General features: G+C 58.8%; 21 protein-coding genes and 1 pseudogene. 12 read left to right on the top strand and 10 right to left on the bottom strand.

Going from position 1 to position 25,049, the window contains the following annotated elements; all coding sequences use genetic code 11:
* Window positions 1–2: 2 nt before the first annotated feature.
* The 3 genes from ACE6ED_RS26755 to ACE6ED_RS26765 all read left to right on the top strand — a co-directional run bounded on the left by ACE6ED_RS26755 (window position 3) and on the right by ACE6ED_RS26765 (window position 2,447).
* Window positions 3–800 (top strand): potassium channel family protein, encoded by a 798-nt coding sequence (locus ACE6ED_RS26755; RefSeq protein ID WP_410830503.1) that lies wholly within the window; start codon window positions 3–5, stop codon window positions 798–800.
* A 155-nt stretch (window positions 801–955) separates the two neighbouring features.
* The gene (locus ACE6ED_RS26760) at window positions 956–1,867 is read left to right on the top strand and encodes a metallophosphoesterase (RefSeq protein ID WP_410830504.1); all 912 of its coding nucleotides are present in this window, start codon (window positions 956–958) and stop codon (window positions 1,865–1,867) included.
* A 31-nt stretch (window positions 1,868–1,898) separates the two neighbouring features.
* Entirely contained in the window at window positions 1,899–2,447 is a 549-nt protein-coding gene (locus ACE6ED_RS26765; RefSeq protein WP_410830505.1) for a GNAT family N-acetyltransferase, read from the top strand.
* A 263-nt stretch (window positions 2,448–2,710) separates the two neighbouring features.
* On the opposite strand, the gene ACE6ED_RS26770 is transcribed toward ACE6ED_RS26765, so the two are convergent.
* Both ACE6ED_RS26770 and ACE6ED_RS26775 read right to left on the bottom strand, forming a co-directional pair.
* Complete coding sequence (locus ACE6ED_RS26770; protein WP_410830506.1) at window positions 2,711–3,520, bottom strand: histidinol-phosphatase; 810 nt, start codon at window positions 3,518–3,520, stop codon at window positions 2,711–2,713.
* A gap of 65 nt (window positions 3,521–3,585) precedes the next feature.
* The gene (locus tag ACE6ED_RS26775) at window positions 3,586–4,488 is read right to left on the bottom strand and encodes a LysR family transcriptional regulator (protein WP_410830507.1); all 903 of its coding nucleotides are present in this window, start codon (window positions 4,486–4,488) and stop codon (window positions 3,586–3,588) included.
* A gap of 254 nt (window positions 4,489–4,742) precedes the next feature.
* On the opposite strand from ACE6ED_RS26775, the gene ACE6ED_RS26780 reads away from it, so the two are divergent.
* From ACE6ED_RS26780 to ACE6ED_RS26800, 5 genes are all read left to right on the top strand, one after another.
* Window positions 4,743–5,201: a chemotaxis protein CheX gene (locus tag ACE6ED_RS26780; RefSeq protein ID WP_410830508.1), complete on the top strand. Its 459-nt coding sequence runs from the start codon at window positions 4,743–4,745 to the stop codon at window positions 5,199–5,201.
* Between the two features lie 139 nt (window positions 5,202–5,340).
* The gene (locus tag ACE6ED_RS26785; protein ID WP_410830509.1) at window positions 5,341–6,117 is read left to right on the top strand and encodes an SDR family NAD(P)-dependent oxidoreductase; all 777 of its coding nucleotides are present in this window, start codon (window positions 5,341–5,343) and stop codon (window positions 6,115–6,117) included.
* A gap of 88 nt (window positions 6,118–6,205) precedes the next feature.
* A complete protein-coding gene (locus tag ACE6ED_RS26790; protein ID WP_410830510.1) occupies window positions 6,206–7,648 on the top strand; it encodes a DEAD/DEAH box helicase in 1,443 nt (480 codons plus the stop codon).
* The gene (locus ACE6ED_RS26795; protein ID WP_410830511.1) at window positions 7,645–8,391 is read left to right on the top strand and encodes an ABC transporter ATP-binding protein; all 747 of its coding nucleotides are present in this window, start codon (window positions 7,645–7,647) and stop codon (window positions 8,389–8,391) included. Before ACE6ED_RS26790 ends, ACE6ED_RS26795 begins: the two co-directional genes overlap by 4 nt.
* 1 nt (window position 8,392) lies before the next feature.
* The gene (locus ACE6ED_RS26800; RefSeq protein ID WP_410830512.1) at window positions 8,393–9,607 is read left to right on the top strand and encodes an ABC transporter permease; all 1,215 of its coding nucleotides are present in this window, start codon (window positions 8,393–8,395) and stop codon (window positions 9,605–9,607) included.
* Window positions 9,608–9,933: 326 nt separating this feature from the next.
* On the opposite strand, the gene ACE6ED_RS26805 is transcribed toward ACE6ED_RS26800, so the two are convergent.
* The 4 genes from ACE6ED_RS26805 to ACE6ED_RS26820 form a co-directional block, all read right to left on the bottom strand.
* Complete coding sequence (locus ACE6ED_RS26805) at window positions 9,934–10,047, bottom strand: YjcZ family sporulation protein (RefSeq protein WP_410830513.1); 114 nt, start codon at window positions 10,045–10,047, stop codon at window positions 9,934–9,936.
* Between the two features lie 419 nt (window positions 10,048–10,466).
* Window positions 10,467–10,856 carry a nuclear transport factor 2 family protein gene (locus ACE6ED_RS26810; protein ID WP_410830514.1) on the bottom strand — a complete coding sequence of 130 codons (390 nt, stop codon included), beginning with the start codon at window positions 10,854–10,856 and terminating at the stop codon, window positions 10,467–10,469.
* A 198-nt stretch (window positions 10,857–11,054) separates the two neighbouring features.
* Window positions 11,055–12,353: an aminotransferase class I/II-fold pyridoxal phosphate-dependent enzyme gene (locus tag ACE6ED_RS26815; protein WP_410830515.1), complete on the bottom strand. Its 1,299-nt coding sequence runs from the start codon at window positions 12,351–12,353 to the stop codon at window positions 11,055–11,057.
* Window positions 12,354–12,553: 200 nt separating this feature from the next.
* The gene (locus ACE6ED_RS26820; RefSeq protein WP_410830516.1) at window positions 12,554–13,213 is read right to left on the bottom strand and encodes a pyridoxamine 5'-phosphate oxidase family protein; all 660 of its coding nucleotides are present in this window, start codon (window positions 13,211–13,213) and stop codon (window positions 12,554–12,556) included.
* A gap of 139 nt (window positions 13,214–13,352) precedes the next feature.
* On the opposite strand from ACE6ED_RS26820, the gene ACE6ED_RS26825 reads away from it, so the two are divergent.
* Both ACE6ED_RS26825 and ACE6ED_RS26830 read left to right on the top strand, forming a co-directional pair.
* Window positions 13,353–15,083 carry an aminotransferase-like domain-containing protein gene (locus ACE6ED_RS26825; protein ID WP_410830517.1) on the top strand — a complete coding sequence of 577 codons (1,731 nt, stop codon included), beginning with the start codon at window positions 13,353–13,355 and terminating at the stop codon, window positions 15,081–15,083.
* 134 nt (window positions 15,084–15,217) lie between these two features.
* Window positions 15,218–16,003, top strand: coding sequence for a helix-turn-helix domain-containing protein (locus ACE6ED_RS26830; protein ID WP_410830518.1), 786 nt, complete (start codon window positions 15,218–15,220; stop codon window positions 16,001–16,003).
* Between the two features lie 438 nt (window positions 16,004–16,441).
* Here the strand turns inward: ACE6ED_RS26830 and ACE6ED_RS26835 are convergent, their stop codons facing one another.
* Both ACE6ED_RS26835 and ACE6ED_RS26840 read right to left on the bottom strand, forming a co-directional pair.
* Window positions 16,442–16,948, bottom strand: a complete 507-nt coding sequence (locus ACE6ED_RS26835) for a GNAT family N-acetyltransferase (protein ID WP_410830519.1) — start codon at window positions 16,946–16,948, stop codon at window positions 16,442–16,444.
* 40 nt (window positions 16,949–16,988) lie between these two features.
* A complete protein-coding gene (locus ACE6ED_RS26840; protein ID WP_410830520.1) occupies window positions 16,989–17,513 on the bottom strand; it encodes a YfiT family bacillithiol transferase in 525 nt (174 codons plus the stop codon).
* Between the two features lie 259 nt (window positions 17,514–17,772).
* Here ACE6ED_RS26840 and ACE6ED_RS26845 point away from each other — a divergent pair, with 259 nt between their 5' ends.
* Window positions 17,773–18,654 carry an SDR family oxidoreductase gene (locus ACE6ED_RS26845; protein ID WP_410830521.1) on the top strand — a complete coding sequence of 294 codons (882 nt, stop codon included), beginning with the start codon at window positions 17,773–17,775 and terminating at the stop codon, window positions 18,652–18,654.
* Window positions 18,655–18,864: 210 nt separating this feature from the next.
* Here the strand turns inward: ACE6ED_RS26845 and asd are convergent, their stop codons facing one another.
* Window positions 18,865–19,674 carry an archaetidylserine decarboxylase gene (gene asd / locus ACE6ED_RS26850; protein WP_410830522.1) on the bottom strand — a complete coding sequence of 270 codons (810 nt, stop codon included), beginning with the start codon at window positions 19,672–19,674 and terminating at the stop codon, window positions 18,865–18,867.
* A gap of 200 nt (window positions 19,675–19,874) precedes the next feature.
* Window positions 19,875–20,945 carry a YheC/YheD family protein gene (locus ACE6ED_RS26855; RefSeq protein ID WP_410830523.1) on the bottom strand — a complete coding sequence of 357 codons (1,071 nt, stop codon included), beginning with the start codon at window positions 20,943–20,945 and terminating at the stop codon, window positions 19,875–19,877.
* Window positions 20,946–21,181: 236 nt separating this feature from the next.
* Here ACE6ED_RS26855 and ACE6ED_RS26860 point away from each other — a divergent pair.
* A pseudogene (locus ACE6ED_RS26860) lies at window positions 21,182–25,049 on the top strand (hypothetical protein); the annotation flags it as partial.

Consider the following 25,049-nt stretch of genomic DNA (forward strand, 5'->3'; position numbering starts at 1 on the left):
GCGTGGATTGGGCGCTGTGGCTTTTTAATCTGGCCGTCCTGTCGCTGCTCGGGTTCTGGTTTTACAAAATGAGAATGAGCTGGCTGGGAAAAGGTGTGCTGCTGGCGCCTATTCTGATTTATGTGCTGTTTGCGGTCGAGGATCTGCTGAACTGGATTGACCTCGGGGACGTCGTGCCTGGAAACGGAGGGATGCGGGCGCTGATTCTGCTGTTCTGCCTGGCGTCCGTGCTGTTTTACATCCTGTTTATTTTTCATGAAATCAAAGAATCCAACAGCCGGGAGGTCCGGCTGCAGTCCACTCTGCTGCGGATCAGCGTGGCCGCATTGTCTTGTATTATATTTTTTACGGTCGTCTATACCTCCATTTATAAGCTGTTTGGCCAGACTTCGTTTGAAGGAAAAGGGCTGGGCCAGGATCTCTTGAGCCAGCTGATTTCGTTTCTGTACTTCAGCGTCGCCACCTTCACCACAGTCGGCTACGGGGATATCGCAGCCGTGGACAATACCTCCCGCCTTGCCGTGATTATGCAGATTTCGTTCAGCTTCATTACCGTCGCCTACGCGCTGTCCATGCTGGGGCTTTTCCGCAAAATATTAGGTCCCGGCGGCGAAGAAGAGGTCGAATCCGCGGTCGATGTCGATCTGGATGAAGCAATGGATAGCGGGGGAACGGAAGAAGAACCGAATGACCCGAAGAAGGATCCGGGCGGCCCGAAGAAGGAAGGCGCTCGAGATGAGAGTGCTCAAGATGAAGACACTCGAGATGAAGGCACTCGAGATGAGGGCACCCGAGATTAGGCCGGTCTTCCTGATCCGAAGGAAGCGCCGCGGAACCGGGAGGAACAACCGCAGCAAAACACTCATTTACACTACGACTCTCCGCCTGGCTGCAGCCGGGCGGATGGATAGAGCCGCTATGGCTCTTTTCACGCTACAAGAAAGGAGAAACCCTTATGCAGCAGAACCAACATGGGTCTTCTCCGGCTGGAACGCCCGCCGCAAACCCCGTTCCGGGCACCGGCGGCGGACCCAAAATGACTAGACGGCAATTTCTGAAGCGCGGCGCGGCAACGGTTATTGGCGCGGCCGCGCTGTCCGGCGGATATGCGTGGCAAGCGGAGCCCCGGTGGCTGGAGGTGACACGGCATAGGATTACGGTTGCCGGATTGCCTTCGGGTTTTGACGGAATCAAGGTGATTCATTTCAGCGATACGCACCTGGGCTTTCACAAGGAGGCGTCGGATTTATCCGGACTGCTTGCCGGGATCAAGCGGGAGCAGCCCGATCTGATCTGCTTCACCGGCGATATTGTGGACAGCGAGCCGAGGGACGCAAGGCCGGCGGTTCCGCTGCTCGCGGAGCTTACGGCGCCGTTAGGGAAATATGCCATATTGGGCAACCATGATTACAAAAACGCGCCGGCGCTGGCCGGGCTGCTGGAATCGGCGGGTTTCCGCGTGCTGCGCAACGCTTCGGCGCGTATCCGGCGGGGCGGCGGGGAGATGGCCATTGCCGGGATCGAGGATATGCTGCACGGCAGGCCCGACCCGGAAGCGGCGTTATCCGACGTTCCGAAAGGCATGTGTACGCTGCTGCTGATGCACGAACCCGATTATGCCGACACTGCGGCAGCCTATCCGTTCCATCTGCAGCTGTCGGGGCACAGCCACGGCGGCCAAATCCGGCTCCCGTTTGTCGGAGCGCCTTACACGCCGTACGGGGCGCAGAAGTATGTCGCCGGCCTGTACCATGTCGGACAACGCGGAATGCCGCTTTATGTTAACCGGGGTTTTGGGATGACGTACATGCCTTTCCGGTTTTTATGCCGTCCTGAATTATCCGTGCTGACGCTGCGGAAGGGATAACCCCGCCAAAGCGGGACGAAGGATGTGAGGGATGTTGGGAGCTGAGGATCAGAGCCGCATCGAACTGCCGGAGCTGGCCGGCCGGTCGATTCTCCTGCGCGGGCTTACGCCGGACGATGCCGCCGCGGTTGAAGAACTGCTTGCCGACCCGCAGCTGGCGGCTGCGCTGTCGCCCAGAGCGGGAGGCGAACGCGCCTACAGTACCGGGAGGCTTGCGCTGTCGATGGTGCTGGGGCGGGAAGAGTCAGCGCTCCATGCCGGAATTCTGACGCGGGAAGATCGGCGTTTGGTCGGCACGGTATCGCTGCAATCCTGGGACCGCAAGGAAGGCACCGCTACATTGGGTTATATGCTGAAGCCGGACTGCTGGGGACAAGGCTGGGCCGCGGAAGCGGTAGGCCTGCTGCTGAACTATGCGCAGGACACCTGGAAGCTGCGGAGAGTGGAAGGGCGATGCATGGATAGCAACCTGCGGTCGGCGCGGGTGATGGAGAAAAACGGTATGATGCTGGCGAGGACGATCCCGCTCCCTGGAAAAGAGGGAGGCCGGATTAACGTTTATGTTTTGTTACACAATTGAAATAATGCCGTTATGAAACTCTAACAGTCAACGGTTAAACTAAGTACATGACCCCCTTTTGAATATAATATAGTTTGGGACCCGAGCAATCGGGTCCACTTTTTTTGTCCAAAAACCGCTGCCGGTCATGCAAATCCTGCGGCTCCTGACGACTCTGCGGCTCTTGCCGCCCTGCGGACTCTAACGACTCTTCAGCCCCTGACGGCTCTGCAGACCCTGCTGACTCTCCTAACATTTGCTCACCCATCCCCGAAAAAAACAGTTTACAGCGGCACAACCTGCTTCGTTTTGTTCCGGTAATAGACCCAGTGGCCGAATCCGATCTCCTTCAGCCGGACGGCGACCGCGTCGAGCTCGTCTCCAACCCGGGACGGCTTGTGCGCATCCGAACCAAAGGTGATTTCCACGCCGTAATGAAGCGCGCGCTCCAGTATGGCGTCGGAAGGATACCAGCCGCCGCTCAGCTTGGTTTTGCCGGAGGTATTGACCTCAATGGCCACTCCGCATTCCCCGATAGTGCGCAGGCAGGCATCCAGCGGCTCCGGCGCCTCGATATCGGCAAAAGCCGGATAATTCCCTTTCATGGCGTCGATATGACCGAGAATCTGAAACATGCCGCTTTTTGCGGATTCGGAAATCAGGCGGTAATACTCCGTTTTAGCCGCGATTTGGGCGCGGGAGTCAAGTTTCTTCCACCGGCCTTTGTTGAAGATGCTCAGTCCTTCCGTACTGTGCACGGAACCGATGATATAGTCAAAAGGGTATTGGGCCAGCGTCCGCCGGTACAGTTCCGCATGCTCGGGAAAATAGTCCGACTCAATGCCAAGCAGCACCTCGATCCGGCCTGCGTATTCCCGTTTCAGCTCCAATACTTCGCCGACATAGGCGGCGAGTTCGGCTTTGCCCATGGCGATATGCGGAAAAGCCTGTTCTTCCGGATGTCCGAAATAAGGCGTATGATCGGAGATGCCGATCACCTGAAGCCCGGCGGCGATGCCCGCCTCGATGTAATCGCGAATGTTTCCGTCGGCATGGCCGCAGCGGAAATGATGCGTGTGCAGATCAAACCGCATAAGTGAACCCTCCTTAGCTGCAAAGATGGTAACCGGACAAGCTTGTCCGGCCGGAAAAAATCGGCTCATTCCGAGCCGATAAACTGGGTTTCGGGCATTCCTTTTAAGTCGCTGAGAAATTGGCGCATGGCGGAATTGACGTATTTGCCCGATTTGGTGATGACGCCGACCGGATGAGTAACCTCCAGCTCCATAATCGGAACGATTTTCAGCCGTCCCTCCCGCACTTCGCTTACGACCGACTGCTTGGAGATGATAGCGGCTCCAAGATCAAGTTCGACCATCCGCTTCACTTCCTCACTGCTGGTCAGCTCCATAATCACCTGGGGCTTGATCTCATGCTTCGCAAACACTTCCTCCGCAAACCGGCGTCCGACCGTATCCGGCGAAAGCAGAATAAGCGGGGTGCTTCCCAGGACCTCCACACCGGCCGATCGCACCGATGCAAGCGGATGGCGGGGCGAGACAACCAGCTCAAAGGTGTCGTAATACAGCACGGAGCTGGTCATGCCCGAACTGCGTCCGATCAGATAGCCGATGCCGACATCGACCAGGCCGTTCTCGACATGCTGGTAAATTTGCGAGGAGGACATGGATTGAATGGAAGTCTTAATATGAGGAAATTGATTCTGAAAATAAGACAGCACCCTGGGTAAAATCTGAATGGCGATGGAAGTGGTTGTTCCGAGGACAATATGTCCCTGCGGCGTTTCCTCCAGGTCGGCGAGACGCTGCTTCAGCTCTTCGACAATGGCGGCAATCCGTTCCGCATGCTCCAGAAAAACCTTGCCCCTGTCCGTCAGGGTTACGGGTTGATTCCGGTCCACCAGCTGGGTCTTGAATTCTTCTTCCAGGCTCTTGATTTGCGCCGAAACCGCGGGCTGCGTCAAATTGAGCAGCTCTCCCGCCTTGCGGAAGCTCATGGTCTTGGAGATCGTGATCAGCGTCTCCAGTTGGCTGATATTCATGGAATACCTCCCTTAAAGCCAACCGAATGGTGCAATCGTTCACCTGCATATCTTACGCAAAATGTTGGCATTTAATTAAATTATAGGAGAATACCGCCGGCAGGGCAATGAGACCGCATTCGGGAAGTTTGCATTTCCTATGGCTTAGGGATTAATTTTTGGTGAATTGTGCCGATAAATGAAGTATAATAAATCAAGACTATTAGGACTTTGGATACGTGACCAAAGACTGATAAAGGAGGGGTGCGCTAGTTATGAAGGCAGAAGTGATTAATCCTTTTCTGGAATCGGCGAGAATCGTCATCGAGCAGGTCATCCAGGTGTCGCCATCTACGGGCAATTTGGGAATTAAGGATATCGAACTGATCGATAATCATGTATGGATACAAGTAGGCATGACCGGGCAGCTCAGCGGCAACATTGTATTCGGACTGGCTGAAGCCGTCGCGCTCCGTATGGTATCCGCCATGATGGGCGGGTACGTGATCACAGAGATGGATGAGATGGGCAAGAGCGCAATATCCGAGCTGGGGAACATGATCAGCGGCAATGCCAGCACCATTTTGTCGAATCAGGGCGTCTCGGTGGATATTACGCCTCCGACCGTCATGAAATCGGAGAATCTCGTGTCGTTTATGCCCCGCAAAGCGTTAAGCATTCCTCTGCTTATGGACGGGATCGGCGAACTGGATATTCAGGTGATGATTTCGTAAAATAAATATACAGCCGGGACTTGGGCGATAGGCTTGCGGGCATGCACCGCAGGCCATTTGGCGTTTATGGGCCGGATGCAGTTTGCCGGACCCGCCCGGTGCGAAGTGAAATGATGCGCGAGGGAGCTGCTGTTCGCATATGAAGCTGGAGAATAAAATCGTAGTCATCACCGGGGCGTCGAGCGGAATCGGAGCGGTTACGGCCGAAATGCTGGCGAAGCGCGGAGCCTTTCCCGTACTGATTGCCCGCTCGGAAGAACGGCTGAAACACGCGGCCCGGCGAATTGAGGGGCCTCATGCGCTGTATGCCGCCGATGTAACCGACGGGGAGGCAGTCGAGGAGACGTTCCGTCAAATTTTTGAGCGGCACGGCAGGGTGGATATTTTGCTGAATAATGCGGGTTACGGCAAATTTGAGGGTTTTACGGAAATGCCCGCAGAGGAATTTGATGCAATGATGGATGTGAACTATATGGGGATTGTCCGCTGTACCAAAGCGGTTGTGCCTCATATGCTGGAACGGGGCTCGGGCCAGATTGTTAATGTCGCTTCCATGGCCGGCAAAATCGGCAGCGCCCGCGCGGTCGCGTACACCGCCACCAAACATGCGGTGCTGGGGTTCACCAACGCGCTGAGACAGGAGCTCCGGAAAAGCGGGATTACCGTCTCGGCCGTTAATCCCGGGCCGATTGACACGGAGTTTTTCAAACGCGCCGACCCGTCCGGAAATTACGTAAAAAATGTGTCCTGGTTCATGATGAAACCCGAGCATGTTGCGTCCCGGATCGTAAAGATGATGGAGAAGGGGAAGGAAGAAACCGATCTTCCCGGCTTGGCCGCGGTTGGCATCCGGCTGTACGGCCTATTCCCCCGCCTGGCGGACCGGCTGACGTACAAGGCGATGAACCGCAAATAGTACCCGGGCAGCGGCCTTCGTTTGGTGAGAGGGCCGTTTTCGCCTATAATGGAAGGGACATCAATAACCGAAAAGGATGAATTCAAATATGAGCAACGCATCATTTACAGGCATCGGGATTGAGGAGGATTTTGCCGCAAGGCTCGCGGAGTTCGGCATCGCCGCGCCGACGCCGATACAGGAACAGGCGATTCCGCCGCTGCTCGAAGGCCGGGATGTGCTGGCGGCTTCCCAGACTGGAACCGGCAAGACGCTCGCTTATCTCCTGCCGCTGCTGCAGCGGATCGATCCGTCAGTGAAGGTGGCACAGAAGCTGATTTTGGCGCCGACGCAGGAGCTGGCGATGCAGATCGTGCGGGAAGCAGACCGTTACGGCGCGCAGCGCGGTATCGGAACGATCGCACTGATCGGCGGGGCGGCCGTCAAACGCCAGGTGGAGAAGCTGCGCGAGCATCCGCAGCTGATTGTGGGTACGCCGGGCCGGATCAAGGAACTGATCTCCATGCGTAAGCTGAAGATGCACGCCGTAACCACAATTGTTATCGACGAGGCGGACCAGATGTTCCAGCTCGGCGGCGCCGGCGATGTGGAGAAGATTATTCAGAGCACTCTGCGCACCCGCCAGCTGGTCATGCTGTCAGCGACAATCGGGCCGGAGACGAGAGCGCTTGCCGCTAAAGAAATGAAGGATGCCGTACACGTCGCCGTCGACGAGGAAGTGAAGACGGCAGCCGGTCTGGAGCACTTCTACTTCGTTACGGAGGAGCGCGACAAGATGGAGACGCTGCGCCGTACGATCCGCCACTTTAACCCGGCAAGGGCCATCGTCTTTGTGAACGACACCGACAATATCGCTGAGGTGGAGGCCAAGCTGAATTATCTTGGGTTGACCGCCGGAGCGCTGTACGGCGACGCGGATAAAGTTACCCGCAGCAAGGTGCTGTCAAGATTCCGGGACGGAAAGTTCCGGGTGCTGGTTGCCAGCGACGTTGCCGCAAGGGGGCTGGATATCGAAGGCCTCAGTCTTGTGGTCAGCTACGATCCCGCCTTTGATTCGGAGCATTATGTCCACCGCGCTGGCCGGACCGGACGCATGGGCCGCAAGGGGCTGTCGGTGTCTCTGGTTACGCGGCAGCAGGAATTTATTATGCGGAAGTTCGCGCAGGAGCTGGGGACGAAGATTGAAGAGCGCGTATGGTCCGGCGGCAAAGCGCTGACGCCGGAGGAAGTCCGCGCGGCAGGCGGCGGACAGCGGCGGCCTGGCAAAACCGCCGGACCGCGGCCGAACGCGGAAGCTTCGCCGCCGCGGCGTACAGCGGCCCCGCAGCCGGGGAACGGCGCCGGAGCCGCGGCCAAAACGGCGGGAGCGAACTCCTTGGAGCGGCGCGGCAGCAGCCCGGGCGGCCGGACAGGAACGCCGGGAAGCGCGCCGGCTGGCGGCAAAGGCCGTTCAGACCGCGAACGGGACCGCAAAAACAAAGGCGCACCCAAATGGCTGAAGGATAAAAAAGGTGGAGGTGGCGGACGATGAGTACGGCGCCAGTGCTGGAGATTGACGGACTGAGCGGCGGCTACAGCCTCAACAAGCCGGTTCTGCACAATATCAGCCTGAATGTCGGCAAAGGCGAAATGGTTGGGCTGATCGGCCTCAACGGTGCGGGCAAAAGCACCACCATGAAACATATCCTGGGCCTCATGACGCCGCAGAAGGGCGGCATCCGGGTTAGCGGCGTCACGCTGGCCGCCGACCGGGAGCGGTATCACGGTTCGCTTGCCTTTGTACCGGAATCGCCGCTGCTGTATGAGGAATTGACCGTCCGCGAGCATGTCGAATTTACAGCCAGAGCGTACGGAGTGGACCGCAAGGATTATGAAGAACGCAGCGCCCGGCTGGCCCGCCTGTTTCGGATGGAGGACAAAATGGACAGTCTGTCAGCCCATCTGTCCAAGGGAATGAAGCAGAAGGTCATGATTATGTGCGCTTTTGTCGCCCGGCCCGCGCTGTATGTTATCGACGAACCTTTTCTCGGGCTGGATCCGCTTGGCATCCGTTCGCTGCTTGATTTTATGCTGGAGATCCGGGCGGCCGGATCTTCCATTCTCCTAAGCTCGCATATTCTGTCTACCATTGAAAATTATTGCGACCGGTTCATCATTTTGCATCAGGGAACGATTCTTGCGCAGGGCACGCTGGAGGAGATTTCCGCCGCCGCCGGGAAACCGGGCATGCCTTTGGAGCAGCTGTTCTACGAGCTGGTTCAAGGAGGGAACTGAGATGGATCTGCGTGCGCTGCGGCGCGACCGGCGCGGCCGGTTCGTCGGCTCGCTCATGCCGTATGTCGGATACATTATCCAGAGCGGCGTGGCGATGGTGTTTTTGCTCGCAATGATCGCTTTCTCCGCCTGGTATACAGCGCTTCTGCGGAATGTGCCCGCCGATTTGCCGATCCGCTGGATTGCGCTGGCCTTGCTGGCGCCGCCCGTCATCCATGCAAACTTCCGGACTTACCTGCAGCAGCCGGACACGTTGTTTATGCTGCCTCAGGAACACCGGATGCGCGAATATTTTGTGCCGGCGTGGGTGAGCGGCGTCATTTGGAAAGCCCTTGGATTGATGTTTATTCTTATCACCTTATGGCCGCTTTACATACGTTCGGAAACCGACGCCAAGCCGCTGTGGGCAACCGTGCTGCTGCTCGCCGGGCTGAAATGCCTGTCCGCTTTCGGCCACTGGCGGGAGCTTTCGATGTTGTCCCGGCAAAGCGCTTTGGCATTCCGGCTGCTGCGCTGGGCAGTCTGCGGGCTGGCTGTGGCGGCGTGGCTGTGGCAGCCGGCCGGCCGGGGACTGATTTTTATCCTGTTACTTGCCGCTGCTTATACCGCGGGACTGATGGTGCCTCCCCGGCATATCGTGCCCTGGGAGAATCTGATCGCAGCTGAAAAAGCGCAGGCCGCCAGAGCGCAGATGGTGCTGGGCTGGTTCGTCGACGTTTCGGGCCGGGAACAACGCGTTTATGCCCGCCGCTGGCTGCCGAAAAACGGTTCACGGCTGCCGTGGCAACGCGGGTCCGCATACCGGTTTCTGCTGACCCAAAGCTTCGCCCGCGGCGATTTGTTTGGCATCGTGCTGCGGATCGGCCTGCTGGGCCTTTTGCTGGTGGCTCTGGGCGGGAACACGCTGACTGCGGCTTGTCTGTATCTGTTTTTCGTGTTTGTGATGGGCGTCCAGCTGTCTTCGCTGCGGCGTCTGTATCAGGAATCGTTTTGGCTGATCGTCTATCCGCTGCCTGAAGGGAGCCGGGCCGTCAATACGGCAGGCTTCGTCTTCCGTCTGCATGCGTTGTGGAGCGTGGTCATGTGGCTGCCTCTCGCCCGGCTGATCCCTTCCAACCCCGGGGTGGGGATTGGCTCGTTGGCTGCGGGACTGGTATTGGCTTGGCTTCAGCGGGGCAGTCTGCTGCGTAAAATGGCCAGCACAGATGAAGATTGACCTGCGGGAGTGATCCGGCTGCCGCATGTTGACTTACCAGCAAAAATAGATCTTCCAGCCCTGTTCCGGCTGGCCTGATCCTACGAAAAAGACCCCGCCAGCCAGCGGCCGGAATCCAGTCCGGCCGCCCGCAGGCGGGGTATTGCTGCTGCCTCATCCGGTCAGTCGGCTGCTTAGGGTGCGGCGTTCGCCCGGTAAGGATGACTGTATCCCTTGGCTTCAGGCCTACGGGCGGACGAATCCGTCCCTGCCGACCTTTGGCGTACATACCGGCACGGGGGGGAAGAGGAGAGGCCTGTAGGCCTTCTCCTTAGCGAAGTTCCCGATTAGACGAAGAGGGATTTGCTGATGATAACCAGCAGGATAAAGAGAACCAGGATGGCGCCCGTGCTGGTGAAAGCTCCGTACCCGTATCCGCCTCTGTTTTCTTCTGCGCTCATGTTCATTCCCCTTTCGCGTAAGTTGTTGTACTGGAGTGTACATCGTATTGTATGTGCCGGGGACCGAACGTGTATGGGCCAATGTCGTCTCTTTCCGTAAAAAAACGAAGCTGTCCCATAAGAAAAAGAGGTTGCTGTGAGCGAACAGCCCTCTGTGTGAAGTGAAATAAGGAGTGATGAAATGGGAGTGAAGTGAGGAGTGATGAAATGATATGCGAAGTGAAGCGGGATCAGGTGGAAATAAAGTGAGGTAGAGTTGAAGTAGTTGGTAAAGTGAAGCAGGGTGAGGAGGAAGTGAAATTCGAGTGAATTCCCACACCCAATAATGCTGCGGGTCCTCTGCCGATGCTGATTTGTATGAATTTTCACACAAAATGGCCCTGCAGGACACTTGCCGCAGTGAAGTCCATATTATTGTGTCAGCTGTAATCTTCAATCAATAAAATCTTGCCTTCCTTAATGCCAAATTTCGATTTCCCTTTTAATTGAAGTTTGTCCCCCTTTTTTAATCCGTTAGGAAGATTCATGGCCAGAACACCTTCATAATCAATTTCAACCTCAATTTCGTCGTTAATGACACTGTCACTGTAACTGGTAATTGTCTGGCGGCGGCTGGAGAACATCGTTGACGACTGTTCGGCCAATTCCCTAAATGCTGCTATTCCTCTGGTCTCCGTTGTGGTTTCTGTATTGGAAATGTTCCTGAATATTATATCCTTATGCAAGAGTTGAACCATGCTTTCAATTTCAAATGAATTGTAAGCTTCAATATATTTTTCTATTATTGCTTGCACTTCTTTAATAACCATAACGCTATCTCTCCTTCCTAATAAAAGACGGTGATCAAAAGAATAGTACCATACTGCAGACGGGCCTGAGACCCGAAAAGCAAAAAGCGGCCGGCAAGGACAGGTCCTTGAGCAGCCGCTTTTGCTTGCTTTTGCAATGAGGATGACGGTTTCTTGCAGCAAATATAATCTGCCCGTCAAGAAGAGTTAGGCGGAGATTCAGGCGTTCTCCAGATCCCGGATGCCTTGATACACCAGGTCAAACAGGTCTTCAAGCTGATTTTCTTCAATACAGGAGAAGGCGATCCGCAGGTCGGTTTCACCAAGCGCAATGGTACCCAGTCCGTACTGGTGGATCAGATGCACGCGTAGAGCTTCAGCGGATACGGTATGCAGCTTGAGGCACATGAAATAGCCGGAGTTAAACGGGTAATACGTCCAGACATCCCCGTATTTGCCGCTGTCGAGAAGGGCTTTGACCTTGTTGGCCCGGCCTTTCATGATGCGGAACTTCTCTTGCTTCTGCTCCTCAAATCCCGGCGATTTGATGGCATCCAGCACAAACGTCTGGGACGGATGCGGTCCGCTGGAAATGGTGGCACGGATAATGCCAAGCGTCTTCTGCTCAAGCGCTGCCAGCAGGTCTTTGTTGTCCGAAGCGAACGTGATAAAGCCGACACGGAATCCCCACACGTATTCCTCTTTGGTAGCTCCATCCACTTTGACGGCCAGGATGCGCGGGTGCAGGTTGGCCAGCTGGCCGAACAGCGACTCCGTCAGCGAATCTTCAAAAAACAAACCAAAGTAAGCATCGTCCGTAACGGCGACAATGTTGACTCCTTCTTCCGCGGCGCGCAGGATGGCTGCAACAATGGCTTCTCCCTCGGCGGCTCCCGGCGTGTAGCCGGTCGGGTTGTTCGGGAAGTTCAGCAGCACAATCGCTTTGCCTTGTCCTTTGCGGGAGAGCAGCGCTTCCAGCAGGCCGTCGCTGTTAAAGGTCATTTCTTCGGTGAAAAGCGGGTAAGTCACGGTTTCGGTGCCGCGGCGGATGCCGAAGGTAAGTTCATAATTCTCCCAGTTTTTGTCCGGATAAATCACGGCGTCCCCTGGCGAAGCGAACAGGTCGGCAACGATACTCAGTCCGTGGGTCAGCGCGTTGGTGACGATGGGATTGCCAAACGATTTACCTTCCAGGGAAGGGTTCTCGCGGAGCATTTTTTCGCGCCATACGGTGCGCAGCTCGGGTTTGCCGGCAGGAGGAGCATAGCCGTACAAATCCTTGGGCGAATATGCGGAGAGCTTCTCCTGAATGACGCCGAGATGCATCGGCGCCCCGTTCTCCGTGGCGATGCCGATTGTTGCATTGTATTTCTTGGCGTGGGCGGTCGCTTCGGCGGACTGGCTCAAAATCCCTTCTTTCGGGAAGTAAATGTCTTTGCCGAGCTGGGACAGCATCTCGTACACATGTTCATTTCCGGCCTTGATCGTTTCGTTCAGTTGGGCAGCCAATGGGTTCATCGGTTTCATCCTTCCGGTTATCATTGGAATCGGGCGTTTCGCTGCCTAACATTATAACATCGCGGCTTGCGGCAGTCACTGCCAAATGAAGTTTTGGTCCGTAAATCCGCTGGATATGTCGAAAAAAATGAAGCCGCCGCCGCAGTCAACCGTTGTTCTTTACACAGCGCCGGATATCAGGAGGATAAACATTCCATTGCTCAGCCGGCGGGCTGCCCGTCTCCGGGCGCTTGCGGCGGCGCAGACTCGGCATGGAACGGACAAGATTTACGCATCATCTCTGCGGTTTCTTCGTCCCGCTCTCCGCCCCGCCGGGCCAAAGAACCGATCATCCGCTCCCGCTCCGTCTCCTGCAAATTTTGGCCGAATTTAAATTTGGCGGTCAGGGATTCGGGCACAATGCGGACGACCGCGACGCCCTTCAGCTGTCCGCGATACCGCTCGTCCTCCGCGCCGATGGGGGCGTACCCGCCCTCCGGCTGCAGCTTGCGCATGAAGAGGGACAACGCGGCGGCTTTTTCGGCGGGATCTTCGACCAGCTCGGCAATCCCGTATGCCGTCACGCTTTTAAAATAGGCGGTGGCAGGACAGGCCAGTTCGGGATCGCTGAAATAGGAAGGGATAAGCGCATACTCGTCCGCCACCGTAAAACAAACTTCGGGGCGTGCGCGCAGCTGCTTCATTTTGCTGCCGGCCCGGCTTCCGTGAAAGTAAAAATTTGCGCCGTCATATACAAAGTTCAAAGGGGTGACGGAAGGGCGCCCTTCCGGGTCCGCTGTTCCGAGAAAGCCAAAGCTCATGCTCTGCAGAAACTCTTCGAGTTCCCGCGGGTCTTCCACCTTAAATTCTTTTCTGCGCATATCGTAGGCCTCCTTGATTCTAAAGTCTGCTGTTTCCGGGCGAGCCGGGCGTGATTCCAAGGATAAAGCAGAAATTGACAAGAAAAAAGTGCCGGTTTACATTGATTTTATTGGTCCACTTTGCAGGAGGATGCCGAAAATGGAAATTATGCTGCCTTATGACGAATATTTAAAGCGCCACCGGTACAAATATCTGGCGCTGTATCATGCCCTGCGCAGCGCGATTCTCGAAGGCAGGCTGGCGGGCGGTACCCGCCTGCCTTCAACCCGCCGGATGGCCGGGCTGTATGGACTGTCGCGCGGGTCCGCTTCCCAGGTGTATGAAATGCTGCTGGCGGACGGGTATATCCGCGCGGAAATCGGACGAGGCACGTTTGTGGCGGAGGTTGTCCCGGCTTCGCCGTCCGCTGTCCGTCCGCCGCTGATTCCGCCCGGCAGTAGAGCCGGGGAGGAGCCTTTACCGTCCGGTGCTCTATCAGCACCCGGGAAGGTGCGCTCCGGCTCAGGTGAAGCTGCCTCCGGACAGTTGGCGGATGGAGAAGACGGGACCGGATGGATGGCGGACGGAGGGGACAGCGCCGCAGCCGCTAGGGCCTGGAGTACAGCGGATGCAGAGGACAACGGCTTAGTCAATGAAGCCGGCCGGGTGATGGATGGAGCGGAAAGAACGGGATCTGAGAAGGACGGGCAGGGCGTAAGCGGGCTGCCCCTGTCGGACTGGGCCCGGCGGCTCCTGCTTCATCCGGATCCCCGGACGGCTCCAGGCGCGCGTATGCCTGGGTTCATCAGCTTTACCGGCGGCGCCGCGCCGATGGAACACTTCCCCTATACGGAATGGCGGAGCGCGTTGTCCTACGCGGGCGGCCGGAGCGGAGCGCGGCTTGGCGCCGCCGCACCGCCGGAGGGGGATGAAGCGCTAAGGCAGTCGCTTGCGGCCTACCTCGGCGTAACGCGGGGCATCCGGACGGGGGCGGACTCTATTGTGCTGTTCAGCGGTTCCATGCAGGGGCTTGTGCTGTTAACACAGCTGCTGCTGAAGCAGGGAGAACGGGCCGTATTGGAAGAGCCGGGATTTCACGGAATCCGCCGGGCGATCGAGGTTACCGGCGGCATTCCGGTCCCGGCCCCGGTCGACGCATTGGGCCTCGTTCCGGAAGACTGGGACGCCCGGCTGCTCTTCGTGACTCCAAGCCGCCAGTTTCCGACCGGCGCGGTGCTGCCGCTGGAACGGAGACGGCGGCTGCTGGAGTGGGCGCACCGCCGGGGCGCGGTCATCGTCGAGGACGATTACGACAGCGAGTTCCGCTGGGCGGGCCGTCCGATAGAACCGCTGAAGGCGCTGGACAGCGAAGGCAGGGTGGTGTATATCGGTTCGTTTACCGGCAGCCTGTTCGCCGGACTGAGGCTTGGTTACGCGGTGCTGCCCCCCGCCTTGGTCCGGCCTGCGGTCATGGCCAAAGCGCTGTACGAACCGATGACCGCAGGCCAGCTGGAACAGCGGGCCCTTGCCCGGTTCATGTCGATGGGCGGCTATGCCCGCCATCTGCGGCGCATGAAGCGCATCTACGGCGAGCGGGCGAAGCTCTTCCGCTCCTTGATGGAAGAGCGGCTTGGAAGCGTGCTGCGCCTCCGTCCCGCCGACGCCGGGCTGCAGGCTTACGCTGAGTGGCTTGGACCGGAAGGGACGTACAAAGCCTTCCGCGGGGCCGCCGTCCGCCGGGGAGCCGACTTTCGCGATGCGGCGCTGTACCGGATGCAGGCCGGTCCGCCTGCGGGATGTTTTTCTTTTTCACATCTAAGCCCGGAGCAGTTAAAAGAGGGAGTGGATCGTCTGGCGGCCGCGTGGGACGATGTGCAAAAAAGCCGGTGAAGCGGTATGATGGTAAAGAAATAGAAAGCTATAGGTCATCAGGGGGACAAGCAGGGAGTCGTCTGCTGCCTGGGGCCTGGCCGTCAACGCCTACAGGAAGGTAACGGCGGGACTGTAATTTAGGAGGGGTCTATATGCTGCATGCGTCGCCAAGCTCGTTTGTCATCTTGCCGGCTTTGGCGAAGATCGTCTGTGAACCGGGCTGGAAATGGCAGAAGCGGGAGAAGCCGCTGCAGAATTACGATTTGTTCTACGTCTGGAGCGGCGAAGGAACCGTGGTCCGCAACGGCGTGCCGTTTGAGGTGCGCAAAGGAAGCTGTTTTTTGTTCCGGCCGGGCGATCATACGAGCGCCACGCACAATCCGCAGAAGCCGCTTGTCATTACATATATTCATTTTGATGTCGATGAACCGGTTCAAGAAATTCCGGAGCCCTACCGCCGGCTCGGCGATACACTGGAGTTTGAGCATATGCTGTCGAGATATGTCCGGATTTTTCTGGTGAAGACCTTTGCCGCCCGTGAGGAAGGACAGCTGATTCTGAAGCAGCTGATGATCCATCTTCTCCGGGAGGACCGGGTGATCCCGGTTGAGCGCAGCGTCAGCAATCACCTGGCGGAGGTCATCCATGAGGTGGCGAACTATATCAGCCAGCATCCGGGCGCGCCCCACCGGGTAGAGGATCTGGCGGCCCGTGCCGGGCTGTCGCCGCGTTATTTTTCCATCAAGTTCAAGGAGCTGATCGGCTCTTCCGTCCAGGCGTATGTCATCCGCACACGGATCGAACGCGCGCAGCATCTACTGCTGTATGCGGGCATGAATGTGACTGAGGTGGCTGATGCGCTGGGGTACCGCGATATTTTCTTTTTCAGCCGGCAATTCAAGCAGCATACCGGCAAAAGCCCGTCCGAAATCCGCTGAGGATGGGTCTGTTTCACCCGCCGGGGGCAGGGGTAATTACCTTTCAATCCAGGAGCTGCCAAGCAGAATTCCAGAGCGAAAGGAGCAACCGGCATGTGGATCAGACGCAGAATTTGCAACATGGAATGCCGCAGCGGGGGGAGCGGAATTTTTAGAAGCCGCCGCCGCATCCGGTCCATGCAGACGGGCGACGACGCCTGGTTTTAATGCGGACGAATTAGAGAACAGCTTGCATATCTCAGAGGCTGTCCCGTCAGGCCCGCGAGGAAAAGCGGAGAGCCGCCAAGGACGGATGCTTCTACATAGATAAGAAACCCCGCTGACCGCAGCGGGGTTTCTTATCTATGCAGGGCGGTGCGGCCGGGCCAAATGCGCGGTGGTTTGGGCCGGGATGCCGCCGGGGAAAGCCCGCCTCGTGCAAACGCAGGCCAGTGCTTTTTACCCGAGCGCCGGCAGCCGGTCTCCCGGTCCGCTCAGGACAACCGAAACCTCGATCTGACGGGGCGGAACGTTCCAGTAGGTCCGGAGCAGACGTTCTTTTTCCCCGGGAGTAACGAGCCGGAAGCCGTGCTTCTGATAAAAAGCCACAGCCCAGTCAGCCGCCTCCCACGTGCCGATCAGGATCGGCTTGGCGGTCATTGCCGTCAAATGGGCCAGCAGCTGTCCGCCGATGCCGCGGTTCCGCACATTGGTCCGGACGTACGCATGCCGGATCAGCGCCACCTCTCCTTTATCCTGAAGTCCCATCACACCTGCAAGTACACCCTGGTCATCGGACCAGCCCCAGAAACGCACGCCGTCCGCAAGCTCCTGTTCGAGCTCCTCCAGCGGCATGTAGGGCTCGTGATACCGGTCGGCGGGGATCACGCCGGCGTAGGCGGACGCCGCATCATTAATAATGTCGTAAATGACGTTTTTATCTTGTTTGCCGCATTCCCGGATCACAAGCAAACCTCCTGTTCATAATTGCGTAAAAAGCGTACCCTTACCAGCCCATCCGCTCCCGCAGGCCGGTGATGTGAGCCAGATGGTGATCGCCATGCCAGGCGTAATTGCCGATGTTCCAGTCCGTACGGATCGTCTCCCCGGTAGCCGGATGCACAAAGGTTCTGCTCAGCTGATCTGCATCAAGCGAGCGCAGCAGCAGGACCCAACGCGCATGCAGCGCCTCCAGCAGGGCAAGGGACAGCTCGGCAGGCGCAGTCCGTCCGTCCGCCAGCTCCGCCCACAGCGCTTCCTCGTAAGGTTTGATTGTAGGCGTATTTTCCGTTAAGGCCAACTTAATCCGGATATAGCTGTTCATATGGCTGTCGGCTACGTGATGCACAACTTGACGGACAGTCCAGCCTCCCGGCCGGTAAGGCGTGTCCAGCTGTTCCGCAGACCATCCGTTTACCGCTTCGCGCAGTCTCGACGGCAGGCTTTCCAGACGGAGGAGCCAATCGGCCAGCTGCTCCCGGGTAACGGGGCCGGTGTGTTCAAAATGTCCGATCGGATAACGAAGGTCCATGCAATTACTCCTTTCGATTTTGACAGTGGGAACCTCACGGATGTGCATGAAGTTCAATAGGAAATCACTAACCAGCCTGTTACGTGAACGCTTATGCTCCAAGTTAACGGCCGTTTGCCCAAGCGGCGTATTGCTGCAAAATACCGCACATCGCATGAACGCATTCGCTGTGGTACTCTTGAACATTATAGCCCGGTCCGGTGTGTGCGTCGATCCGTCCGCAGTCTTACCGCCGGGCAGTTCAGACAGGGGGAATAAAATGGACAGGAGAGCTGCGCCTCTTAACGGCCGAACAGCACTGGTGACGGGAGCCTCCTCGGGCTTCGGGCTGCTGATCAGCCTGGAGCTTGCGAGGCGGGGGTTTCGCGTTGCCGCTTGTATGCGCCGGCCGGAAGCCTCGGACCCGCTGCGGTCGGCCGCGCGGGAGGAAGGGACGGGAGAGCGGATTACCGTGTTCCGTATGGACGTAACGGATGAGACTTCAGTCCGGAGCGCCGTCCGCCTGGCGGCCGGACAGCTGGGGGGATCGCTGGACGTGCTGGTTAACAATGCGGGTGCGGCATGGGGCGGTTTCGCGGAGGAGGTTCCGCTTGATGTGTGGCGGGAGCAGATGGAGACAAATTTTATTGGAGCCGTATCCGTCACCCGCGCCGTCCTGCCGCTGATGCGGGAGCGGGGCCAAGGGCGCATTATTCAGATGAGCAGTATCAGCGGGGTTGTCGGTTTTCCCGGCTTTGCCCCGTACGCGGCGTCCAAATTCGCGCTGGAAGGCTTCAGCGAAAGCCTTGCGCTGGAAGTCCGGCCGTTCGGCATCCAGGTCTCAATCGTCGAGCCCGGCGCTTACGGCACGGCGATATGGGACAAGGGTTTTGCCCGGATCAGCGCTTCCCCGGAATCACCTTATGCCTCCATGCTGGAGGCGCTGCTGGCATATGCGCGCCGCAGCGCCGCGGGCGGCGGCGACCCGCTGGAGGTGGCCCGCAGGGTCGGCGGCATTGCTTGTTCGCGCCGGCCGAAGCTGCGGTACCGGCTGCCTGCCTCGGCCGCGCTGACGATGACGGCCCGGAAGTGGCTGCCCGCCCGGTGGTTCGGCAGGCTGGTGCTGCTGGCGCTGAAGGGGAAAAACGAGAACCGCCCCTGACGGGCATGACGGGGATGCGCAAAAAAGCCTGCCGGGCCCAAAGGACCGCAAGCAGGCTGATGCCGCAGCAAACAACTACATAAAACGTATGGATCCCGCCGTTCCCGGCTGATGACTTGAATAACTTGAATAACTTGAATGACCGCGGTTCCATCGCAGGAGGCGAAGGGTTTAGCCCCTCCCCCGGTGATGGTAAAGAAGGGCCGCCGGTTAACCGGAAACTTCAGGCGCGACCCGCGCGTGCAGCAGTCCAAGCGACTGCCCCATCCGGACTTTGGCGCCCGGAACGAGTCCCGGGATCGGGGTGAACGTCCCCGTCTCCGTCAGCAGCACAACGGTTGAGCCAAATTCGAAATAGGCCAGATCATCGCCGATCTGCCAGCTATCGGCATCCGGGTCGGAGTAGCGTATGCTGCTGACGTTCATCGCGCCTACCTTGACGACGGCCGTTTCGCCGAAGCGGTGCGCAATGTAAGTGACCAGCCGTTCGTTGCGGCTGAGCACCCCTTTCATTTGCGTCATGCCGAATTCGTTCACCGGATAAGCGCGGCCGCGGATATAATCGCTTTCCACTTTGCGCCCCGTGACCGGGGAATGGATGCGGTGATAATCCGTCGGGCTCAGGTACAGCACAAAGAAAAAGCCTTTGCGGTACCGCTCCAGATGCGGCGAATGATGCAGCAGCTCTTCGAGCCGGTAATCCTGCCCCTTCACGTTCATGATGGTGCCCGCTTCGATTGGTCCCATCGCAGTAACCACCGCATCCACCGGACTGGCCAGCGCCTCGGGCTCCATCGCTACCGGGCGCATACCCGGCTTCAGCCGGCGGCTGAAAAATTCGTTCAGCGTCCGGTATTCTTTAATTTCCTTTTCCGCTTCGTGCGCGGGGATATTATAAATTCGTATAAATGTCGGTATTAAAAAACGGCTGAGTCCGCTGTGGGAAAACGCCCCCATAATCCGGGACAGCCAGCGGTGCGAAGACAGCTCCGTCATCAGCCGGAACAATTGTCTAACCATGCCCATCTCCCTTCCATGTCGCCGCGCAGCGCGTCCGCCGGTACTGTCTGGCGTCCTGCCTGCGCTCTGCATTATATTGACATAGAATAGAAGGGAAATCAATATATTCAGCTTTCCTTGCCCCGCCTGGGCAGCGCGAACCGCTGTGGATCGTCCCGCAGCGCAGCCTGGCCTGCCGCAGTCCGGCGGGATGAACGGACTTACAGTCCGGCTCCGTTTTCCAGCAGATACCGGGCGTACGCCATCGGCCGCCGGTACGATTCCTCCCACTGCGTTCTAAGGCCCGCCCGAAGCAGCCCATAGCGCTGGTCCCTGCCATTGCATTCGATAAAATACAGCCTGCCGTCCGAAGCCGCGGCAAGGTCGAGACCTAGATCGGCGAGGCCGGGAAGTCTGCGGGACAACGTCCGCGCTACTTCCAGCCCCAGCTCTTCGGCGTGCATGCGCACTTCCGCCGCCTGTCTGCCGGGAAATGCCGATGCCAGTGCCTCCTCCACCTTGACTGCCGCCCCGCCGCGCGCAATGTTGGTGACGAAGCCGGACGGCGGGGCCAGCTTAGCAAAATGTCCGGTGACCCGCCATTCGCCTCCCCAGCCCCGCTGCACCGTCAGCCGCAGATCGAACGGCCGTCCGCCCGGGGCTGAAGCCAGCGGAACCCGGGCCTGGGCGAGATAGCGGATGCCGTTTCTCACAAAGGAGCCGTCCTGTCCGTGCGGCGGGCGGAACGGAAAAGGCGTGCCGCTGCGGGAGGAGACGCCAAACCAGCGCCCCTCCCGCTTGCGCAGGCGGATTAGCCCGTGCCCGACGCTGCCGAAGCAGGGCTTCAGGATAAGGTCGTCGCAGCGTTCCATCAGGGCCCGGACCCCGGACGGTGTCCAGGCGCTGTCCGGCAGATGCGGAGCCAGTCCGGGATCTTCGGCCAGCAGCCGGTGGATCACATCTTTTCCGTACCGGTTACGAAGATTAAACAGAAGAAGTCCGCTGCGTGCAAGCTGCTCGGGCCGGCGGACGGATGGAACGTAAATCGCCCGGTTATGAACGGCCTGCGGTGTCGGGATAAATGTCTGCGTGTATCCCCGCCCGTCGCGGATATATGCTTTGCTGTAGCCGGGAACAGCCTCCAAACCTTCCAGCTGCAAGTAGCAGGGGGTTAATCCGTACGCCGCGGCCGCTTTTTCATAATTGGGGAGGTATTCCTGTCCGGTGTTGCCTTTCGGGAGGCCCCGGTAAACGGAGGCGTTCAGCAGGATTCCGACGAATGTGCGCTGCATGCCTGGTCCCTCCTTTTGCATCAGAGTGTGCAGCCGGTAATCCTCATACCGCAGTGTATGTGTATACTTGCCCGTGCGGGATGGACGAATGAGCGGCGGCAACCGCCTTTTTTTATGCCTGACTTGAAAATGATAGGAGCTGCAGGGAAAGCACTTCGCGAGCCAGGGTGTCATTCGCCCAGATTCATGCATATGATGCCTACGAGATCACTCAGCCGGAAGGAGGGGGACTGCTCGTGGGCAGAACCAGAAACAAGCGGCAGCGCCCGCAAAAAAATCGTTTGTATGTGTTGGATAATCCGGATACGGAAGAACTGAGTTTATTGGAGCCCAGCCGGCATGCGTCCAGACAGCCTAAACGTCCGCTTATCCCGGACGAACCGGGCGAGCTGCGGGTCACTGCGCTTCAAGCAGCCGTAAAACCGGAACGTACGCCGGAGATGCAGAAAGTACAGCAGGAGGCGATACCGGAGGCTGCGACTGAGGTAAAGCTGGAAACACCGCTCGGAACGAAGCCGGAGGTCCTGGCGGAAACCAAAGCGGAAGCTAAACAGGAAATCAAGCGGGAAATGGAACAGCAAGTCAAACAGGAAACCAAGCCGGAAATAGAGCAGGAAATGATTCCGAAAGGGGAGAAACAGACGGAGATCCCGGCGCCGGGGACCGTGCTGCCGCCGGAAAAAGAAGCTGCCGCGGAGCAGCAGGCCGAAATCAGCCCGGCAGAAACTTTCCGTTCTTACCCCGCAAAAATCAGGACGGTCTATACTGACGACTTGGCCGATGCTTCTGTAACCGGAGTTAAAATCGCTTCAAGGGCGATCGACGGCTCCAAACTGAAGCATGGCATCATCGGCGCTCCGTGGCTTCAGGACGCGGCCGTACACGGGATACACATCGCGGACAAGGCGGTGACTGGAGCGAAGCTTGCACCTGCGGCGGTGTCGGGTGAGCATTTGGCCGATTCCAGCGTATCGGGAACAAAACTGCTTGACGGATCCATCGGCGGAGAGAAGCTGAAGGACGGGAGCGTCGGGCCTTCCAAGCTTGCCGACCGGGTCATCGACGGTGCCAAGCTGGCGGAAAAATCCATTGAAGGACGCCATCTGAACGACTGTGTCATCTCGGAAGAGCAGCTGGAGGATCAGGCGGTGACCGGAGCCAAAATCGCCAGCGGCGCCATTTCCGCGGTTCATCTGGCGAACGGTGCGGTAGACAGCGCCAAGCTGGCGGAAGAGGCGGTTACCGAAAGCAAGCTCGCCGACGGTGAAGTGACCGGCGCCAAACTCCGGGACGGCGCGGTCGAAAGCCGTCATCTTGCCGACGGGGCTGTGGACGCCAGACATCTGGCTCCCGGCGCAATCGGGCGCGGCCAGCTGGGCGACCGTCTGGTCGGAGGCGGCCAATTGGATCTTGGCGCAGTCCGCGGCGAGCATTTGGCGGACGGATCAGTGGGTCCGCGCCAGCTGGCCTCCCAATCCGTCACCGGCATGCATTTAAGCCCGGGCAGCGTACGGAGCGAGCATCTTGCCGATGGCGAAATCGGCGGCCGCCATTTGGCGGACCGCAGCGTGCCTTCCATCAAGCTGGCCGAAGGCGCTGTGGGAACGGCCCAGCTGGTGGAACAGGCGGTGACCGCTTCGAAGATCGCCGACCAAAGCGTGCTGTCGCACAAATTGGCCGATGAGGCGGTCACGTCAAGGCATCTGGCCAAAGGAGCCGTCCGGAGCGCCCAGTTAGCGCCCAAGGCGGTGACCGGAGTGCACCTGGCTCCCGACACGGTCGGCGGCGAGCATTTGGTGCAGGATGCGATTGGCCCGCGCGAGCTGCGCAGCGGTGCGGTTGAAGCACGCCACCTGGAGCCTGGGGCGATTGCCGGAGCACAGTTGGCGGAAGCGGCGGTGGACGAAGTGCATCTGCGCCCCGCCAGCGTGACATCCGCCAAGCTGGCGGACGGTGCGGTAACGGAGCAGAAGCTGGCCGAAGGAGCGGTGACCGGGCGGCGAATCGCCTTTGGGGCGGTAGGCAGCGAGCATATTGCCAAAGCGGCAGTGGAGGAAAAACATCTCGGTGACGACAGTGTGAGCGGGCGGGTGCTGAAGGAAGCTGTTGTCGAAGCTGAGCATTTGGCATTTGGCGCGGTTCAGCCGCACCACCTGGCGGATTATGCGGTTACTTCGCTGAAGCTGTCGCCCGAAAGCGTGTCGACCGATAAGCTCGGCGATTTGGCCGTAACCGCTCCGAAGTTGGCGGACGGCAGCGTCGGTTCCGCGAAGCTGGCCGATAACGCTGTAGAGCAGCGTCATTTAGCCGCAGGCTCTGTGGGCAAAGAGCAGCTGCGCCAAGGAAGTATCGGCAGCTTCCACCTGATGGAACAATCGGTGGAGGGCCGGCATCTGACCGGTAAAAGTGTAGACGGACACCATTTAGCGGATGGCGCTCTAGAAAGCCGGCATCTGCGGGCGGGCACCATTACATGGGAGCATTTGACGCCCGAGTCGGTGGACAGCGTGCATCTGACACCTGGGCTGGTAAACGGCTCCCACCTTGCCTCGGAATCGGTCGGCAGCATGCATCTGCGGGAAGGCAGCGTGCACGGTGCGCATTTGGCCGATGAATCGGTGGAAACCCGCCACCTGACCGCAGAAAGCGTAGAAAGCCGGCATTTGGCGGAGGAGTCGGTGGAGAGCCGTCATCTGCAGGCAGGTACGATCACGCGGAAACATTTGACGCCGGAGTCGGTGGACAGCATACACCTGGCGCCGGGTCTGGTCAGCGGGGCGCATCTTGCGCCGGAATCCGTGGGCGGCATGCACATACGGGAAAACAGCATTAACGGCTCGCATGTAGCGGAAGAGACGGTGGAAGCCCGGCACTTGACCGCCGATAGCGTGGAGAGCCGGCATCTGACGGAAGCATCGGTGGAGAGCCGTCATCTGCAGGCGGGCATCATTACCCGGGAGCACTTGACGCCGGAATCGGTGGACAGCGCGCATTTGACGCCGGGCCTGGTGAACGGGGACCATCTGGCGCCAAAATCGGTAGGCATCAAGCATTTGCGCGAAGGCAGCGTAAACGCTTCGCATTTGACGGAACAATCGGTGGAGGGCCGGCATCTGACCGGTGAGATTATCAGCGCGCGGCATTTGGCGGATCATTCGGTGGAGAGCCGCCACATTAAGGCTGGAACGATTTTACGGGAGCACTTGACCCCCGGAAGTGTGGACAGCGTGCATCTGGCGCCGGGGCTGGTGAGCGGGGAACATCTGCAGCCGGACACGGTCAGCGGGAAGCATTTGCGGGAAGACAGCGTGAGGGGCATCCATCTTGCGGACCAATCGGTGGAAGGGCGGCATCTGACCGATGAAATGGTGGAGGGGCGTCACCTCTCGGAAAAAACGGTGGAAAGCCGGCACATCCAGGCCGGAGCCATTCTGCGGGAGCACCTGACACCGGAGTCGGTGGAAGGCGCGCACCTCATTGCGGGCAGCGTTTCGGGCGCTCATCTGGCGGCGGAAGCTGTGGAGACCCGCCATCTGCGGGCCGGCACGATTACGCGGGAGCACCTGACGCCGGAATCGGTGGAGCGTGTGCACCTGACCCCCGGATTGATTAGCAGCGCGCATCTCGCGCCGGAGTCGGTTGGCGGGAAACATCTGCGGGAAAGCAGCGTAACCGGCGCGCATCTGGCGGACCAGTCGGTGGAAGGCCGTCATTTAAACCGCGAAACGGTAGACGGGCGGCACTTGGCGGACGGTGCGGTGGAGAGCCGGCATATTCATCAAGGTGCGGTTAAGCCGGAACATTTGGCGCCGGAGTCGGTGGATAGCAGTCATTTGACGGCGGGCAGCGTGACGGGTTCGCATTTGGCGGATGGCGCGGTGGAAAGCCGCCACATCTCAGAAGGGGCGGTTGCCCGCGAACACCTGTCGCCGGAGTCGGTGGACAGCAGTCATTTGACGGCGGGCAGCGTGACGGGTTCGCATTTGGCGGATGGCGCGGTGGAAAGCCGCCACATCTCAGAAGGGGCGGTTGCCCGCGAGCACCTGGCGTCAGAGTCGGTGGACAGCAGCCATCTGCGTGCAGGCAGCGTAACGGAATTGCATT

The sequence above is a fragment of the Paenibacillus nanchangensis genome (genome assembly GCF_046543445.1).
In the GTDB taxonomy this organism is placed as follows: domain Bacteria; phylum Bacillota; class Bacilli; order Paenibacillales; family Paenibacillaceae; genus Paenibacillus_AQ; species Paenibacillus_AQ nanchangensis.

Excerpts from the sequence above, each read along its gene's own strand:
- ACE6ED_RS26845 (WP_410830521.1), top strand. The coding sequence starts at position 17,773 with ATGGACAGGAGAGCTGCGCCTCTTAACGGCCGAACAGCACTGGTGACG.
- ACE6ED_RS26825 (WP_410830517.1), top strand. The coding sequence starts at position 13,353 with ATGGAAATTATGCTGCCTTATGACGAATATTTAAAGCGCCACCGGTAC.
- ACE6ED_RS26810 (WP_410830514.1), bottom strand. The coding sequence starts at position 10,856 with ATGGTTATTAAAGAAGTGCAAGCAATAATAGAAAAATATATTGAAGCT.
- ACE6ED_RS26820 (WP_410830516.1), bottom strand. The coding sequence starts at position 13,213 with ATGCGCAGAAAAGAATTTAAGGTGGAAGACCCGCGGGAACTCGAAGAG.
- ACE6ED_RS26840 (WP_410830520.1), bottom strand. The coding sequence starts at position 17,513 with ATGGACCTTCGTTATCCGATCGGACATTTTGAACACACCGGCCCCGTT.
- asd (WP_410830522.1), bottom strand. The coding sequence starts at position 19,674 with ATGGTTAGACAATTGTTCCGGCTGATGACGGAGCTGTCTTCGCACCGC.
- ACE6ED_RS26780 (WP_410830508.1), top strand. The coding sequence starts at position 4,743 with ATGAAGGCAGAAGTGATTAATCCTTTTCTGGAATCGGCGAGAATCGTC.
- ACE6ED_RS26790 (WP_410830510.1), top strand. The coding sequence starts at position 6,206 with ATGAGCAACGCATCATTTACAGGCATCGGGATTGAGGAGGATTTTGCC.
- ACE6ED_RS26775 (WP_410830507.1), bottom strand. The coding sequence starts at position 4,488 with ATGAATATCAGCCAACTGGAGACGCTGATCACGATCTCCAAGACCATG.
- ACE6ED_RS26855 (WP_410830523.1), bottom strand. The coding sequence starts at position 20,945 with ATGCAGCGCACATTCGTCGGAATCCTGCTGAACGCCTCCGTTTACCGG.
- ACE6ED_RS26815 (WP_410830515.1), bottom strand. The coding sequence starts at position 12,353 with ATGAACCCATTGGCTGCCCAACTGAACGAAACGATCAAGGCCGGAAAT.
- ACE6ED_RS26805 (WP_410830513.1), bottom strand. The coding sequence starts at position 10,047 with ATGAGCGCAGAAGAAAACAGAGGCGGATACGGGTACGGAGCTTTCACC.
- ACE6ED_RS26795 (WP_410830511.1), top strand. The coding sequence starts at position 7,645 with ATGAGTACGGCGCCAGTGCTGGAGATTGACGGACTGAGCGGCGGCTAC.
- ACE6ED_RS26770 (WP_410830506.1), bottom strand. The coding sequence starts at position 3,520 with ATGCGGTTTGATCTGCACACGCATCATTTCCGCTGCGGCCATGCCGAC.
- ACE6ED_RS26800 (WP_410830512.1), top strand. The coding sequence starts at position 8,393 with ATGGATCTGCGTGCGCTGCGGCGCGACCGGCGCGGCCGGTTCGTCGGC.
- ACE6ED_RS26830 (WP_410830518.1), top strand. The coding sequence starts at position 15,218 with ATGCTGCATGCGTCGCCAAGCTCGTTTGTCATCTTGCCGGCTTTGGCG.
- ACE6ED_RS26765 (WP_410830505.1), top strand. The coding sequence starts at position 1,899 with ATGTTGGGAGCTGAGGATCAGAGCCGCATCGAACTGCCGGAGCTGGCC.
- ACE6ED_RS26785 (WP_410830509.1), top strand. The coding sequence starts at position 5,341 with ATGAAGCTGGAGAATAAAATCGTAGTCATCACCGGGGCGTCGAGCGGA.
- ACE6ED_RS26760 (WP_410830504.1), top strand. The coding sequence starts at position 956 with ATGCAGCAGAACCAACATGGGTCTTCTCCGGCTGGAACGCCCGCCGCA.